At 62.3% G+C, this 14,917-nt stretch carries 19 protein-coding genes, 1 tRNA gene and 2 pseudogenes; 16 read left to right on the top strand and 6 right to left on the bottom strand.

Going from position 1 to position 14,917, the window contains the following annotated elements:
* Positions 1-191: 191 nt before the first annotated feature.
* From HWX14_RS36675 to HWX14_RS31080, 3 genes and pseudogenes are all read left to right on the top strand, one after another.
* The gene (locus HWX14_RS36675) at positions 192-401 is read left to right on the top strand and encodes a hypothetical protein (RefSeq protein ID WP_244130385.1); all 210 of its coding nucleotides are present in this window, start codon (positions 192-194) and stop codon (positions 399-401) included.
* Between the two features lie 138 nt (positions 402-539).
* The gene (gene otsA, locus HWX14_RS31085; protein ID WP_175886059.1) at positions 540-1,961 is read left to right on the top strand and encodes an alpha,alpha-trehalose-phosphate synthase (UDP-forming); all 1,422 of its coding nucleotides are present in this window, start codon (positions 540-542) and stop codon (positions 1,959-1,961) included.
* A pseudogene (locus HWX14_RS31080) lies at positions 1,954-2,545 on the top strand (AAA family ATPase). Before otsA ends, HWX14_RS31080 begins: the two are co-directional and overlap by 8 nt.
* A gap of 30 nt (positions 2,546-2,575) precedes the next feature.
* Here the strand turns inward: HWX14_RS31080 and HWX14_RS31075 are convergent.
* Entirely contained in the window at positions 2,576-3,943 is a 1,368-nt protein-coding gene (locus HWX14_RS31075; RefSeq protein ID WP_175886058.1) for an MFS transporter, read from the bottom strand.
* Positions 3,944-4,122: 179 nt separating this feature from the next.
* Positions 4,123-4,503 carry a DUF5594 family protein gene (locus tag HWX14_RS31070; RefSeq protein ID WP_175886057.1) on the bottom strand — a complete coding sequence of 127 codons (381 nt, stop codon included), beginning with the start codon at positions 4,501-4,503 and terminating at the stop codon, positions 4,123-4,125.
* A 117-nt stretch (positions 4,504-4,620) separates the two neighbouring features.
* Here HWX14_RS31070 and HWX14_RS31065 point away from each other — a divergent pair, with 117 nt between their 5' ends.
* Complete coding sequence (locus HWX14_RS31065; RefSeq protein WP_069618065.1) at positions 4,621-5,022, top strand: hypothetical protein; 402 nt, start codon at positions 4,621-4,623, stop codon at positions 5,020-5,022.
* Positions 5,023-5,220: 198 nt separating this feature from the next.
* Here HWX14_RS31065 and HWX14_RS31060 read toward each other — a convergent pair whose 3' ends face one another.
* On the bottom strand, positions 5,221-5,535 hold the full coding sequence (locus HWX14_RS31060) for a hypothetical protein (RefSeq protein WP_175886056.1): 315 nt from the start codon (positions 5,533-5,535) through the stop codon (positions 5,221-5,223).
* 143 nt (positions 5,536-5,678) lie between these two features.
* On the opposite strand from HWX14_RS31060, the gene eco reads away from it, so the two are divergent.
* Positions 5,679-6,179 (top strand): serine protease inhibitor ecotin, encoded by a 501-nt coding sequence (eco, locus tag HWX14_RS31055; RefSeq protein WP_006497142.1) that lies wholly within the window; start codon positions 5,679-5,681, stop codon positions 6,177-6,179.
* 21 nt (positions 6,180-6,200) lie between these two features.
* Here eco and HWX14_RS31050 read toward each other — a convergent pair whose 3' ends face one another.
* Entirely contained in the window at positions 6,201-6,824 is a 624-nt protein-coding gene (locus tag HWX14_RS31050; protein WP_175886055.1) for a TetR/AcrR family transcriptional regulator, read from the bottom strand.
* A 115-nt stretch (positions 6,825-6,939) separates the two neighbouring features.
* On the opposite strand from HWX14_RS31050, the gene HWX14_RS31045 reads away from it, so the two are divergent.
* Complete coding sequence (locus HWX14_RS31045) at positions 6,940-7,680, top strand: SDR family NAD(P)-dependent oxidoreductase (RefSeq protein ID WP_175886054.1); 741 nt, start codon at positions 6,940-6,942, stop codon at positions 7,678-7,680.
* 60 nt (positions 7,681-7,740) lie between these two features.
* Here HWX14_RS31045 and HWX14_RS31040 read toward each other — a convergent pair whose 3' ends face one another.
* Entirely contained in the window at positions 7,741-8,073 is a 333-nt protein-coding gene (locus tag HWX14_RS31040; protein ID WP_175886053.1) for a hypothetical protein, read from the bottom strand.
* Between the two features lie 210 nt (positions 8,074-8,283).
* Positions 8,284-8,360, bottom strand: a tRNA-Met gene (locus HWX14_RS31035).
* Positions 8,361-8,534: 174 nt separating this feature from the next.
* Here HWX14_RS31035 and HWX14_RS31030 point away from each other — a divergent pair.
* The 10 genes and pseudogenes from HWX14_RS31030 (at position 8,535) to HWX14_RS30990 (ending at position 14,908) form a co-directional block, all read left to right on the top strand.
* Complete coding sequence (locus HWX14_RS31030) at positions 8,535-9,116, top strand: sigma-70 family RNA polymerase sigma factor (RefSeq protein WP_175886052.1); 582 nt, start codon at positions 8,535-8,537, stop codon at positions 9,114-9,116.
* 12 nt (positions 9,117-9,128) lie between these two features.
* Entirely contained in the window at positions 9,129-9,437 is a 309-nt protein-coding gene (locus HWX14_RS31025; RefSeq protein ID WP_175886051.1) for a hypothetical protein, read from the top strand.
* Between the two features lie 2 nt (positions 9,438-9,439).
* Complete coding sequence (locus tag HWX14_RS31020; protein WP_175886050.1) at positions 9,440-9,736, top strand: 4Fe-4S binding protein; 297 nt, start codon at positions 9,440-9,442, stop codon at positions 9,734-9,736.
* 107 nt (positions 9,737-9,843) lie between these two features.
* On the top strand, positions 9,844-10,560 hold the full coding sequence (locus HWX14_RS31015; protein WP_175886049.1) for a class I SAM-dependent methyltransferase: 717 nt from the start codon (positions 9,844-9,846) through the stop codon (positions 10,558-10,560).
* Between the two features lie 172 nt (positions 10,561-10,732).
* A pseudogene (locus HWX14_RS36670) lies at positions 10,733-10,954 on the top strand (hypothetical protein); the annotation flags it as partial.
* A gap of 275 nt (positions 10,955-11,229) precedes the next feature.
* Entirely contained in the window at positions 11,230-11,445 is a 216-nt protein-coding gene (locus tag HWX14_RS31010) for a hypothetical protein (protein ID WP_175886048.1), read from the top strand.
* A 6-nt stretch (positions 11,446-11,451) separates the two neighbouring features.
* Positions 11,452-11,826: a hypothetical protein gene (locus HWX14_RS31005; protein ID WP_053526435.1), complete on the top strand. Its 375-nt coding sequence runs from the start codon at positions 11,452-11,454 to the stop codon at positions 11,824-11,826.
* 59 nt (positions 11,827-11,885) lie between these two features.
* Positions 11,886-12,950, top strand: a complete 1,065-nt coding sequence (locus HWX14_RS31000; RefSeq protein ID WP_175886047.1) for a hypothetical protein — start codon at positions 11,886-11,888, stop codon at positions 12,948-12,950.
* A 532-nt stretch (positions 12,951-13,482) separates the two neighbouring features.
* A complete protein-coding gene (locus HWX14_RS30995) occupies positions 13,483-14,451 on the top strand; it encodes a hypothetical protein (RefSeq protein WP_175886046.1) in 969 nt (322 codons plus the stop codon).
* Between the two features lie 220 nt (positions 14,452-14,671).
* Positions 14,672-14,908 carry an excisionase gene (locus tag HWX14_RS30990; protein ID WP_175886045.1) on the top strand — a complete coding sequence of 79 codons (237 nt, stop codon included), beginning with the start codon at positions 14,672-14,674 and terminating at the stop codon, positions 14,906-14,908.
* The last annotated feature ends 9 nt before the right edge of the window (positions 14,909-14,917 follow it).

Raw genomic sequence — 14,917 nt, 5'->3', positions numbered from 1 at the left:
GACAAATCGCCGGGCGGCAGGCCGCGTGCGCGCGGGCGGCGTCATTGTCGGATAGATGATCGACGAGGGGTCGAAACGTTACAAATTGAAGGTAATTGTTACCTTCGGATGCGATCAAGCGACCTAGACTGTTTTGTTATGGAATGTTTCTACGACGGCCTCGGGCCGCGCCGCTTATGAGACACCCAGCCATGCGCCGTTCGAAACGGTTGTCACCCCGGCCGCCTGACGCGGCGGCCGGCCATCCGGAAGACCGCCCGCGTCCGCGGACCGACGCGCCACCGGCACCACCTGCGGGCGCGCCGGACGAGACGCCGTTGGACGGCGATCACAACCAGGGTGGTGCTCGCCCGGAAGGGCTCGACTATCAACGCGACCTCGGGCAGGAGCAGGACGCTTGATACGATCGTCGCCGCATTCCATCGCCGTATTTCATTGCAATTCTCGGAACTGAATCGCCGCGCGGCCGCCTTCGGGCCGCCGCGCCTGCTCTGGTGCGCGTCGCGCGCCGGCCAATCGAATCGAGGAGGGGAAGTCGCATGAGCAGATTGATCGTGGTATCGAATCGTGTCGCCGCCGGCGAGGATACGCGCCCGAGCGCGGGCGGCCTGGCCGTCGGCGTGATGGACGCGCTGAAGGAAACGGGCGGCGTGTGGTTCGGCTGGAACGGCGAGATCGTCGGTGCGCCGGATACGGAGCCCGCGATCCTGTGTGACGGCAACGTGACCTACGCGACGGTCGGGCTGACCCGGCGCGACTACGACCAGTACTACCGCGGCTTCTCGAACGCGACGCTGTGGCCGGTGTTTCATTACCGCGGCGATCTCGCGCGCTTCGACCGCCAGGAGTACGCCGGTTATCTGCGCGTGAACGCGATGCTCGCAAAGCAACTCGCCGCACTGCTGCGTCCGGACGACCTGATCTGGGTGCACGACTACCACCTGCTGCCGTTCGCGCATTGCCTGCGCGAGCTCGGCGTGAAGAACCCGATCGGCTTCTTCCTGCACATCCCGTTTCCGTCGCCCGACATGCTGCGGCTCGTGCCGCCGCACGAGGAGCTCGTGAAGTTCATGTGCGCGTACGACGTCGCGGGCTTCCAGACCGACGCCGACAAGCAGGCGTTCACCGACTACATCGAGCGGCGCGGCATCGGCGCGGCGAGCGACGACGGGATGCTGCATGCGCACGGCCGCGTCGTGAAGGTCGCCGCCTATCCGATCGGCGTGTATCCCGATGCGATCGCGCAGGCGGCCGTGCAGTACGGCACGCGCAAGCCGGTGAAGATGCTGCGCGAGGCGCTGGGCGACCGCAAGCTGGTGATGAGCGTCGACCGTCTCGATTACTCGAAGGGGCTCGTCGAGCGCTTCCAGTCGTTCGAGCGGATGCTCGCGAATGCGCCGGGCTGGCAGGGGCGCGTATCGCTGCTGCAGATCGCGCCGCCGACGCGTTCCGACGTGCAGACCTATCAGCACATCCGCGAAACGCTCGAAGGCGAGGCCGGCCGCATCAACGGCCGCTTCTCGCAGCTCGACTGGACGCCGATCCAGTATCTGAACCGCAAGTACGAGCGCAACCTGCTGATGGCGTTCTTCCGGATGTCGCAGGTCGGCTACGTGACGCCGCTGCGCGACGGGATGAATCTCGTCGCGAAGGAATACGTCGCGTCGCAGGATCCGGCCGACCCGGGCGTGCTCGTGCTGTCGGAGTTCGCGGGCGCGGCGGCCGAGCTGACCGGCGCGCTGCTCGTCAATCCGTACGACCTGTCGCAGATGGCCGAGGCGCTCGAACGCGCGCTGTCGATGCCGCTCGCGGAGCGGCAGGCGCGTCACGAGCAGAACCTCGCGCGGTTGCGCGAGAACGACCTGTCGGTCTGGCGCGATACGTTCGTCGCCGACTTGCGCAGTGTCGCCGCGGCGGCGTCGGTCACGCAGCGCGCGGGCCGGCGGGTCGCGCATGCGTGAGTTCGCGCCCGGCGCCGGTAGCGATGACGAAGCGGCCGACGAGACGATCGGCCGCTTTTTCGTCGTGACGGGCGGCCCGGGTTCGGGCAAGAGCACGTTGCTCGATGCGCTCGAGCGCGCCGGGTTCGCGCGCTCGCAGGAGGCCGGGCGCGGCGTGATCCGCGACCAGATGGCCGTCGACGGCCCGGCGCTGCCGTGGCGCGACCCGGCCGCGTTCGCCGAGCTGATGCTGGGCTGGGAGATGCGGTCCTACCATCTCGCGCGGCAGGCGCGCGGGCCGGTGTTCTTCGACCGCGGCGTGCCGGACGTGATCGGCTATCTGAAGCTGACCGGGCTGGCGGTACCCGCGCACGCGGAGGCCGCGGCGCGGCGTTTCCGCTATCACCGGCGCGTGTTCATCGCGCCGCCGTGGCCCGACATCTATGCGCAGGACAGCGAGCGCCGGCAGGATTTCGCGGAAGCGGTGCGGACCCATGACGCGATGGTCGATTGCTATACGTCGTACGGCTATCGGCTGATCGAGTTGCCGCGCGTGAGCGTGAAGGCGCGCGCGCTTCGTGATGGATGCGCTCGACGCCGCATGACGTCCGCCGCGGGTGCGGTGCACGACGGCGTCAGGCCGCCGAGTCCGGACGCGGCGACGCGATGCGCAGCAGGCTGACGAGCGCGGCCACCGCCGCGAACACCGTGGCGACATAGAGTGCGATCGTCGGCCCGCGGTCGGGTGCCAGCCCGAAAATCAGCGCGACGAGCGCGGCGCCGAGCGTCTGGCCCGTCAGGCGCGCGGTGCTCAGCATGCCGCCGGCGCCGCCGCTGCGCTCGCGCGGCGCCGACGACAGCATCGCGCGGTTGTTCGGCGACTGGAACAGCCCGAAGCCCGCGCCGCACAGCGCCATTCGCCACACGATGTCGACCGTGCCCGGGTGCGCGCCGATCGTCGCGAGCGACAGCAGCCCGGCCGCAAACAGCGCAAGCCCGATCCCGCCGAGAAGGCCGGCCGAATAGCGGTCCGACAGCACGCCCGCGAGCGGCGCGGCGAACACGATCACGAGCGGCCACGGCGTCATGTAGAGGCCCGTCTCGACCTGCGAGAAACCGAGCGAATGCTGCAGCCAGAACGGCAGCGCGACGAACGCGAGCATCTGCGACGTGAACGACGCGGTCGACGTGTAGATCGACAGCGCGAACATCGGGATGCGCATCAGGTCGACCGGCAGGAGCGGCGCCGGCTGCGACAACTGACGCTTCACGAAGAAGTAACCCACCACGAATGCGACGATCAGTTCGACCGCGACGTACGCATGACCTTCGCCATGACCGAGCCCGTCGACGGCCGTGATCAGCAGGCCGAACACGCAGGCGTTCATCAGCGCGCTCGGGAAGTCGTACGGCGCGTCGTGCAGCGGGTTGGCGGGCAGCGCACGCACGCTGCCGAGCACGGCCGCGATGCCGATCGGCACGTTGACCGCGAAGAGCCACGGCCACGACGCGAACGACAGGATCGCGGACGCGACGGTCGGCCCGATCGCCGACGACAGCGCGACCACCATCGCATTGATCGACAGCCCGCGCCCGAGCATCGACGACGGGTAGATCATCCGCACGAGCGCCGCGTTGACGCTCATGATGCCGGCCGCGCCGAAGCCCTGGATCACGCGCATCACGGCCAGCATCGGCAGCGAGCCGGCGAGCGCGCAGCCGAGCGACGCCGCGGTGAACAGCGCGAGCCCGGCGATGTAGATGCGGCGATAGCCGATGCGTTCGCCGAGCGACGCGAGCGGCAGCAGCGTGATCGTGACCGCGAGCTGGTACGCGTTGACGATCCAGATCGACGCGGCGTCGGACGCGTGCAGGTCGCGCGCGATGGTCGGCAGTGCGACGTTCGCGATGGCGCCGTCGAGCACGGCGAGCGTGATGCCCAGGGCGACGCAGACGATCGCCCAGTAGCGTTGCGGAAGCGGCAGGCCGGTATCGGCGTTCATGACGGGAGCGAGAGCGTGGTTGTCCGCGCGCCCGCTTGCCGGTTGCGTGCGCAACCATGTGTAGGGGCGGCGATGAACGGCCCGGCCGGCGCGGCTGCACCGGGACGGGGCCGGTCGAGTGTATCACCGGGCCGCATCGCGCGACGCCAAGCCGCGCGGTGGCCGGCTGGCGCGCGCATTCAGCCTTCGAAGTCGAGACCGCCGAGCCGCACGAGCGGGTCGGCCTGCGTGCGCGACGCGAGATCGATGTCGCGTGCGCTTTGCCACGCACCCAGCTTTTTCGGCAACGCGGCGAGGTAGTGCTCGAAGCGCTGCGGGCCGTCGGGTTCCATCAACCGCTCGATCTCGTCGGTGTCCCACGTCAGTTCGAGATTCAGCGGATGCATGAAGCCGCTCACGTGCTCGTGCGGTGTGCTGCGGATCTGCACGCGCGTCGGGTGCCCGTGCCCGCCATAGGGGACGACGTCGGTCTGCACGTGGTCGGCGAAGAATGCGGCGATCGCCTGCGCGATGCGCGGCGCGAATTCGGTATCGAAACGGCGAGCGGTTTCGGGCTGCATGAAGGCGTCTCCTGTGTGCCGAAAATCGTAGCACGACGACGACGCGTTTCGGCGTGGGCGATACCGGTAATCGCGCGTTACCACTTGCTGCATCTATTACGGCCGCGTCCCGCCACAATGCATCGCATCCAGTACCACTTCGCGTGGGAGTCCATCATGAAAAAGATTGCCGCAGTGTGTGTCCTTGCCGGTTCGCTCGCGGTCGCGGGCCCGGCGTCCGCGCATGGCCGCGACGGCGGCGCCGTCATCGGCGCATTGATCGGCGGCGCGGTGCTGGGCGCGATCGTGACGTCCGCGATGAATCCGCCCGTCGCGTATCAGGCGCCCGTGTACCAGGCGCCTGCCTATCAGCCGCCGACGTACTACCAGGCCCCCGCCTACCAGCAGCCGGCCTACCCGACCTATCAGCAGGCGCAGTATCAGGACGACGGCCCGAACTATTGCTACGACCGCTACCAGCGCGCGTACGTGTGCGGGGCGCCGGTGCAGGGCGGTTACGCGCGGCCGGCCGGCTGGTAAGCACACACGCGCGGCGCGCGAGCGGGTTGCGGGCCGGTTGGCCGGCGCCCGCCGACGTTCGCTTCGCCGGGCCGGACGACGAAAGGCCCTCGCTCGATGCGAGGGCCTTTGTCTTTTGCGTGGTCGTTCTGGAGCCGGCGTGATGCGCCGCCGGCCATCGGCGGGCCGTGCGTGGATACAAACGGTTGCAATTGCGCGTCAGTGGCGATGACCGCCGCCGTCGCCGCGACCATGTCCGCCGCCGCCGCCTTCGTTCCAGTCGCCGCGGCGTCCGCCGCGCCCCCAGCCGTTGCCGCGATCGCCGTCCCAGCGGTGGTAGTCGCGCCGGCCGCGATCCCAGTCGCGTCCGCCGCCACCGCCCCAGATGTTGACCGTGCCGTACACGGGCGACGGGGCGTACGCATAGCCGGGATCGGAATAGTACGGCTGTCCGTAGCCGTATCCGGCGTCCGGGGCGACGACGCAGCCGGCCAGCAGGGTGGCGACGCCGGCGGCAGCAATGAGCTTCAGCATGATGTTCTCCGTTGGTTCCGCTATAAGTACCGCGCCCGGGGATTGCCGGCTGTTTGCAATTGTGTCGCCAAATTACAGCCTCGTAAGGTCTTGCGACGAAAGTGTTAGCATCCGGGGCTCATTTGTTTTTCAGGAGCACATCGATGAAATTCGCGATCCGGGCCGCACTGGCCGCCTTCTGCGTGACGACCGCCGCCGCATGCGTGGCCGCGCCGGCATCCGCGCCCGCCGTGCCCGCCGAGTCGATCAAGATGTTCCCGCAGGCAGCGGCCGGCCAGCAGCGCGTCGTGATCGCGCTGCCCGCGCTCGAGAACGAGGGCGACGCGCGCGTCGAGCTGATGATCGGCAAGACGCTGCAGACCGACTGCAACCAGCAGTGGTTCGGCGGCGAGCTGACCGCCGAGGACGTGAAGGGCTGGGGCTATACGTATTACCGGCTCACCGACGTGAAGGGGCCGGCATCGACGCTGATGGCGTGCCCGGGCCAGGCGCCGCAGCAGCGGTTCGTGCAGGTGCGCGGCGATGGACAACTGCTGCGCTACAACAGCCGCCTGCCGCTCGTCGTGTATGTGCCGGACGGCTTCGACGTGCGCTATCGCGTGTGGCATGCGTCGAAGGACGTGCAGCAAGCTGCGAAGCAGTAACCCTTCGGCGGCGTCCTGCCGCTACCCACCGGCCGCGCGGCTCGTACCGACGAGCGCCGGCCATGCGGCCAGCGCGGCTTGCGCGACGGCCTCCAGATCGCGGCGGCTCGCGCCGTCGCGCGCCTGGATCGACATGCCCTGCTGAACCGTCACGTAGTAGCGCGCGATCGCGTCGAGATTCGCGTGCGCTGATATTTCGCCGGTCGCGACGCCTTGCGCGAGGCGTTCCCGCAGCGCGTCGACCGTGCCCTCGCGCATCGCGATCAGCGTTTGCCGGACCATATCGGAACGTTCGGCCGGATGCAGCGCCGACAGCACGATCAGGCAGCCGGCCGGCTTCGAGCGCCGCGTGAACACGCGTGCGGTGTCCATCAGGTAGTTCTGCACGGCGTCGTACGCGCTGGCCGCGCGTTCGACGCCCCCCCAGATTTCCCGCCCCTCGGTTGCGCGGTAATGCTCGAGCGCTTGCCGGAACAACGCTTCCTTGCTGCCGAAGGCCGCATACAGGCTCGGCGACGCGATGCCCATCGCGGCCGTCAGGTCCGTCATCGACGCCCCTTCGTAGCCGAGACGCCAGAACACCTCCATCGCGCGATCCAGCGCCGCTTCCTTGTCGAAGCTTCTCGGTCGGCCTCGTTCAGCCATTGCGTCCGTTCCTTCGTCGATATCTGTATCGATCGATAAAATAAATCAATTGACTGTGCAGCGCAACTTGCCACATTCTGTGTCGGTCGTTACATAAATGAGGAAAGGAACCGACATGACTCGACTTCAGGGTAAGCGTGCACTCATCACGGGCGGCAGCCGCGGCATTGGCGCGGCGATCGCGAAACGGCTGGCGGCCGATGGCGCGGACGTGGCGATCACGTATGAAAAATCGGCCGAGCGGGCGCAGGCGGTGGTTGCCGGCATCGAGGCGCTGGGCCGTCGCGCTATCGCGATCCAGGCCGACAGCGCCGATCCGGTTGCCGTGCGCAACGCGGTCGATCGTGCCGCGGAGGCGTTCGGCGGCCTCGACATTCTCGTCAACAACGCGGGGATTTTCCGGGCCGGCGCGCTGGACGACCTCACGCTCGACGATATCGACGCGACGCTGAACGTGAACGTGCGCGCGGTGATCGTCGCGTCGCAGGCGGCGGCGCGGCATCTCGGGGAAGGCGGGCGCATCGTGTCGACCGGCAGTTGCCTCGCGACGCGCGTGCCCGATGCGGGGATGAGCCTCTACGCGGCGAGCAAGGCCGCGTTGATCGGCTGGACGCAGGGGCTCGCGCGCGATCTCGGCTCGCGCGGCATCACGGTCAACATCGTGCATCCGGGGTCGACCGATACCGATATGAACCCGGCCGATGGCGAGCATGCCGATGCGCAGCGTTCGCGGATGGCGATTCAGCAGTACGGCAAGGCCGATGACGTGGCCGCGCTCGTGGCGTTCGTCGTCGGGCCGGAAGGGCGGTCGATCAACGGGACCGGGTTGACGATCGACGGCGGGGCGAACGCATAAAAGCCGATGCCCGGCGTGAGTTGGCCGGGTAACGGTGCGTTCGTTGTTCGTCGTGGTTCGTCATTGGCAGCCGAGGCGCTGGTGCTCGGCTTCCAGGTCGGCGCGTTTGTCGTAGGCGCGCAGTTCGTTGCGCGGCTTGCCGTCCGGGCCCATCCCGCGCACGACCCGCTGGCCGCGGTCGGGCGAGTGCGTGACCGCATCGATGCCGGCGGCCAGTTCCCGGCAGCGGGCGTCGGCGGAGGTGCTTCCGGGGCGCGGTGCTGCCGAGGCAGTGACGTTGGCGATGCCCGGGCTGACGTAGCGCTGTTTCGCGGAGGCCGTGCCGGTGTCGGTGGCGTTGGCCGTGGAGGTCATCGTAAAAAGAGCAGCGAGCGCCGCGATCATTCGAATCATTCGAGAAGTCCGTGTGCTGAACTGAAGAAGGTTCGGAATTCTACGCAATGTTCGCTGCATGTCTGCGGCGAATGGACGAGGTGCGATTGCGTGTCGCACGTCGCGGTGAACGGTTGATTGCCCTATCTTCGTGTGCTGCGCTGCATGCGCCAGCAACATCCCCCGAACAGCAAAAAGCCCGCTTGCTTTCGCAAAGCGGGCTTCGGCATTTGGTTGCGGGGGTAGGATTTGAACCTACGACCTTCGGGTTATGAGCCCGACGAGCTGCCAGACTGCTCCACCCCGCGGCGCGAAGTGTACTTTGGGTTGATGCTCGGAGTCAAACGATTCGTGCGGAGACGGGCTGACGCCATATCGGGCCTGCTCCTTGAAACCCCTCCAACGCAGGGACGCCGATGCGTATAGCCGCAAATTTTTCACACTCGCCACAATATTCGCGCGCCTGAAACGTCTTCAGACGCATGGAACCGCCACCCACTTCGCAAACGATGACCGACCCAGACCGCGACATCACTGCGACGGTGATGCGTGAACGAACGAGGCTAGGGAATTTCATTCGGCGCCGGATCCGCGACCCGGACGATGCCGAGGACGTTCTGCAGGATGTGCTTCACGAATTCGTGCAGGCTTATCGGCTTCCGGCGCCAATCGAACAGGCGAGTGCATGGCTGTTCCGTACCGCGCGCAACCGCATCATCGATCGTTTTCGCAAGAAGAAGGAGCAACCGCTGGCCGATCTGCTCGATGCGGACGACGAAGCGGACAGCGAGTATCGCCTGGATCTCGCGCTACCGTCGCACGATGCCGGTCCTGAAGCGCTCTACGCTCGCACGCTGTTGCTCAAGGCGTTGCAGGATGCGCTCGACGAATTGCCGGCGAATCAGCGCGAGGTTTTCATCGCGCACGAACTGGACGGGCAGTCCTTCAAGGAGATGGCCGCGCAAAGCGGCGTCACGCTCAATACGCTGCTCGCGCGCAAACGCTATGCGGTTCTGCACCTGCGTGCGCGACTGCAACCCATTTATGACGAACTGGATATCTAGAGGAGTCGACGGATGAATTTTCGAATCAGATGTGTGGGCAAAGTGCTGCTCGTGGTGATTGCCATCGGCGTGCTCGGATGGGTGGTCATGACGCTGTGGAACTGGGTGATGCCGGCGCTATTCGTCGGCGCTCGGACGATCGACTTCGCCCATGCGCTGGGGCTGCTCGTGTTGAGCCGCATCCTGTTCGGCGGATTCCGCGGACATCGCGGCTGGCACGGCCGGCGTCACTGGCGCAAGTGGGAGGCCATGACGCCCGAAGAACGCGAGCAGTTCCGGGCCGCATGGCGATCGGGTGGCAAGCGGCCTACCGAGGAATGAACATGCGCGAGAAATCAACAGCCGACTGCAAGCAGAAGGCGGGCGTGATTGTGCCGGTCGTCGATCTGAAACGTTGTGAAGGGAAGGGGGATTGCGTCACCGTTTGCCCTGAAAACGTGTTCGAGGTCCGGCGCATCGATCAGGGCGATTATCTCGATCTCGGTTTGATGCATCGGTTGAAGCTGCGCGTGCATGGAATGAAGGTCGCGTATACGCCGAATGCCGACGCGTGCAGATCATGCGGGCTTTGCGTGACGGCGTGTCCTGAGCGTGCGATCACGCTTGCGCGAAGGGCATAGCGTCGCTCGTGCTCGCCGATGATGGAACGGCAGCGCAGGGAGCGTGACGGCGGATTGGCGGTCGCTGGATACGCCGTCCAAGTGATCAACCTCATCAGGGAACGCACGTGACTTCAACTACTCATGTTCTTCTGCAACGGCTTCATGAAGAAAGCCGGAGCGAAATCATCGCCCGCGCCCGCGCGCAGTTCCAGGGGCCGAACGAGGCGTTTCCGGCGCTCGTCGACGAATACGACGCGCTCGTCCCCCGGCTGCGCGGGCGTTTTCTCGAAACGTTCGGCCTGTTCAGCGAAGATTTCGCGTCGTCGGAAGGCAGTGCTCTATCGCTGGCCGTGTCGGCGGAGACGGGAAGGTTCTTGCGCAATATGGTGCTCGCGCAACGGCCGGTCAGGATCCTTGAACTCGGCAGTTCCTGCGGCGTGTCGACTTTGTATTTAGCAGACGCGCTGCGGACGTTGGGTCGTGGGGTGGTCATCGCGACCGAACGTGATGCGTTCAAGTGCGCGCGTTTGCGGGCTCACGTCGAAACAGCCGGCCTGGACGCCTATGTCGATTTGCGCGAGGGCGATGTATTCGAGACGGTTGCTGAACTGGACGGGCCTGTCGACATGGTGTTTATCGACATAGGGGCCGACGCCTATCTGAAGCTGTTCAAGCAGATCGAGCGCCTGCTGCGGCCGGGATCGGTCGTGCTGGCCGACAACATGTACACGGCCGAGGACGCCGTTCGACCGTACAAGCAATACCTCGACGAGGATCCGCGGTTTTCGACCACGACGCTGGATTTTGAGTCGGGGGTGGAGTTTACGGTGGTTGTTGTTTGAGCGGGGCGTTCTTGTGAATCTTGGGGAGGCATAGAGCTTGCCTGTTCCCCGACAGAATTCATGCGTCAATGCTGACAGGGGGGTGTGGGGTGATTTTCAGAATTTATACCCCCAAAAACACCCCTAAAAAATCGTAGTCGTGAATTCTACAGGTGCGGTTCCCAAGGACCGCCGAATGGGCTGCAGCTCACGGATGACGGCACACGGCTTCGACGGCCTCACGTCGACCATCGTGAACGAGCACGATTTCAACCGGGGCTGGATCGAGCGTCAACTGGCTTACAGCGAGCGCGATGGTGTTCGGCCTGCGTACAACCACGCCGAGTCCCTTCCCTGGCGCCGGAAGATGATGCAGTGGTGGCCCGGCCCTCTCGCTAGCATCCTTACAGAGTAATAAGGGTTGTTACTTTTGCGACACGTTTTGATGGGAATCAATTCAGACGTGCGGGGACCAACCGATGATGACGGCTCTGGAGCGCGATTTCGGGCCATCCTGTTGAAGTGGCCCGAAACTTGCGTGAGTTTCTGACAAAGGTTCCGAGCCGCCGGTTCAGCTGGCGTCTCAGTGTTTGTTGGTGTGGCGAAACACAGACAGCAGGACTAAAGTTTTGTTTACTACCTGCCGTTCATGGTACATATGCCGGACGGCGCAGCAGAAGGAGAGACACGATGTTTGATTTTCGCATGTCGCTGAGCGAAAACTTCGCATCGTTCCGCGACGAAAAAACGGGGAAGTTCGTGTTTGTCGATTCGTTCGACAATCATGAGTTTAGTGTTCGCATGGGTACGCTTCGCGATAGCCGCCTCATTGGGACGGTTGTTGCCAAGTCGAGCGAAGATCTGAACAGCAAGTTGAGAGATCTCGTCGAGCACAACACGAAGTGATCGATTATGCCGATAACAGCACAAGAACTGACGGCACTTGAAACACGGATCAACACAGCGCTAGCGAAGCACAACGCGAAGCTTGTGCTCTCGGCTCACTTCACTGGTGACCGTGTGAACCACGTGCGGAACGTACCGCCGATTACGCTGGCGGAGCTTGAAGCGATGTTGCAGCAAGTCGTCTCGCAGCACGTGGGGAAGATCTTGGCGCTCAACGATCAGGCCACGTTCAATCTCCGATGTGGCAACTCGCACATCAACATACCTTGCGGCCTCGCTAAGGCAACAGGTAACGGCGCGGCGATGCACGAAATTACCGCGATTACAGTGATGCGAAATCCTAAGTTTTACTGTAAAGATCCGACAGAATTTCACGTATAAGCCCCGCCCCGAGCGGGGCTTTTCACATCTAACGGGCTGCGCGATGATGGCGCCGGTGCATGACGCTGGACAACTCTCCATCCTCGTCCTCAGCTCAAACCTACCATCTGCCGCAAAGGCCCCTCATGCCGAAAAGAAAGTTCGCAATGTGGTTGATGTTCCTGATGATGTCGGCGTTGGGTACAAGCGCTTACGCGGATCAGTCTGGGATGCTGATTCAGAAGGGGCCAAACAACCGATACAACTATGTCCCTAGCATGATCATGCTGGCAGACGGCACGCAGAAAATGTGGTGGTGTGCCGGCGGCGCGTCGAGTGACGTTATTCTTTATCGCGCAATCAATGCCAATACGCAGCAGATTACTACTGATACGACGCAGGTTCTTGCGGAAGGTGCGAGCGGGTCATGGGATTCTGTATTTGTGTGCGACCCATCGGTGATCATGGGCGATTTTATTTATCCCGATGGCAGTGGGGTACACTACTCGTACTTGATGTACTACACCGGGACTGACAATTCGACCAACGGAGGAATTAATAACGGCGTTGGGGTTGCATACTCTAACGATGGGATCAATTGGTGGAAGTGGCCGTACCCGATATTGCGTACTTCGTCGACGGAGTATGGAATTGGCGAGCAGTCTGCGATAAGCGCGGACGGGAAGTCTGCGGTGTGGCTGTTCGTCCTGCAGAAGCTCGACTCGTCTCCTCAGCACTACCACTTGTACTACTCGACGGATGGGGTGCATCTTCAATACAAGTTTCAAGTCTCGGAGTCCGGTGTGTTCGGTAATTTCATCACCGAAGCCGATTTCGCTTTTGACTACAATGGCGGGAATGTCTATATGGTCACAAATCGTATAAACGATGAGGCGACAATGGATGTTTATCAGATGCCGTGGACCAGTTTAAGTAATGGTACGTGGCAGCACTTCGCATCGCTTGGGGCGAACGGAACCTACAGGCCCACTCCAACAAGCTACAAATACAACGGCGGGGCAGGGTTTCTGAGGAATGAGTTTGGAAACAACTCGACCTGGCTACCGATGATCGAGGTGTTTTTCGGCGCAGGATTGGTTATTGATCAAACGGACATGTGGTGGTGGCAAACGACTGGTAACTGAGCGACGATCACCGCATCGCCGGCCGCAGCACATGCGCCGGCCGGGCGACGAGAAGCACTCGATCGTGATCTTGCAACCAGACGATCGGGAGGAGTGGCTGACGACGTCGAACGTCGAAGCTGCGCGGGCAATGCTCCGGCTCTATCCAGCGGAGGCCATGGTTGCGGAGCCACAGTAGCTTTTGATTGCCCCAAAAACGTACTTAATAGGATTTTCATGAATGCCGGACAAGATACGTCAAGATGAGATTGTTCTCTTCACTTATCACTGCCATACCGTGTCCTAGTTGCGCGAATTCCGCGCGATTATCAACAGATCGTGCTATTCATGTAAGTGACCTTGACCGGATGGTCGGGGTGGAGTAGAAGTTCATTGCAACGGTCGTGTCTTCCCAAAGGCCGTTACGTTATATCGTTTCTTGAATTTCTTGTGGCTTTCGTTTGATCGATTTGTCTTGATTTGACCAGTGTTAAGAAATTAAATTTTGGATGGCCGCTTGGGGCGGGCGATCTGCATAAGCGAGGGAGGGTCAATGAAAAAGCTGGCGATTTTTTTGTCTTTGGTTTTTGTTCATACTTCTGGAATCTGCCAAACATATACAAAGGATAATGGCGTAATCCATGTCGAGTTTAATGGATATGGTTACCCAATGATAACAAATTTCAAAATATTGGGTGCTACGGCGGTGCCGCACGATAACGCGGGTGCTGATTTCCAGATGACCGCCAGAAGCGCGCAGGGTAATGCCTATAATCCAACGCAAGGCGGAGACTGCCGTGGGAACCCGTCGCTCCTGAACGGAGCTTTGGAAAATTGGAATGGGGCCTCAATTGGGGTGCCCGCTCAGAACGGAATTTTGCTGGGCGTGCAGCCTCGTAATTATAATGATCCCAGTAGCGGAGACCAAGGATGTGCCGGAAATGGTGCTCTGCTGCCGTATCAGTTTAATTTTGGCGTTACCATTGGAGATGGCGTATCGCTTCCAAAGGAAGCGATGGTGGTTGATATGTCAATTCAAAAATTGACCGGCGGGCAAGATATTATTCAATACGCGTCCGAGTTGCCGGCGATTTTTGCGAACGCCTCATTCATGCGCTATGCATATTACGCGGATACAAATGGTGGAATATTGCCGTACTCGGTCTCTGTAAATGGTGCATACACTAACGATATCACCCAGTGGCCTGCTCTTGTAAACTATTCTGGAGTAGGGAAGGCGGTGATTCTCTGCTCTATACCAAATGCTACAAATAATTCTGGGCAGGGTGTGTGCATGGCTATTTACTCAAATTTCGATACGGCGTTTTATTTGAGTCATCGATTTGGATCGGCGAATGAATTGTCATATTTCAGTATGGTCGGAAAATCCGATCCCTCTGCAACGATAGCTGATAATTCTTGGCATTCTTTAAGAAGATTCATTCTTGTTGGTAATGTCTCAACCATTCAGGGGCTTGTTGGCGAAATTTCCCCGTTTGCGACGAGTAATTCAAATTGGTGATGGGCGTGGCGCTGTTTTCTGGGCGTTAAGAGAGCGAGACACGTTGCTTGCTGAGTCGAAGTGAGGGGGCTGGACTGCCTGTGCCCGAACGCTGAGTCGTTTCCTTGCCTGCTCGTGCCAAGCGCGGGTAGGCATTTTTATGGTCCATACATTGTTGACGCTGCGGTTGTGAACTCAACTGGACCACGCCGCCGTAGTCGTCTCTGCTAGGAGGTCGCTGATGAAGATCAGATTGAACCTTTGGCTCGAGCGCGAATTTTTTCCGCCACCAGCGATGCGAACAGCTTCGCGATGGATCAAGCAGGGGAAGATCTACCCGCCACCGATCAAGGTGGGTAACGCGTACTACGTCGAAGAGAAAGCCATCTACCAGGAAGGGAATCGGCCGTTGAGGTTGGCAGAACGCCTGGCGGTCGAAGAAATCGACGAGCGGAGCAAGTCCAAACGACCTAGATGATCAGGCCGG

Origin of the sequence: Burkholderia sp. BCC0044, assembly GCF_902832955.1 — a bacterium.
Taxonomy (GTDB): Bacteria; Pseudomonadota; Gammaproteobacteria; order Burkholderiales; family Burkholderiaceae; genus Burkholderia.
Note: the sequence above shows the minus strand (reverse complement) of the source record. Positions and strands in the feature narration are given on the sequence as shown.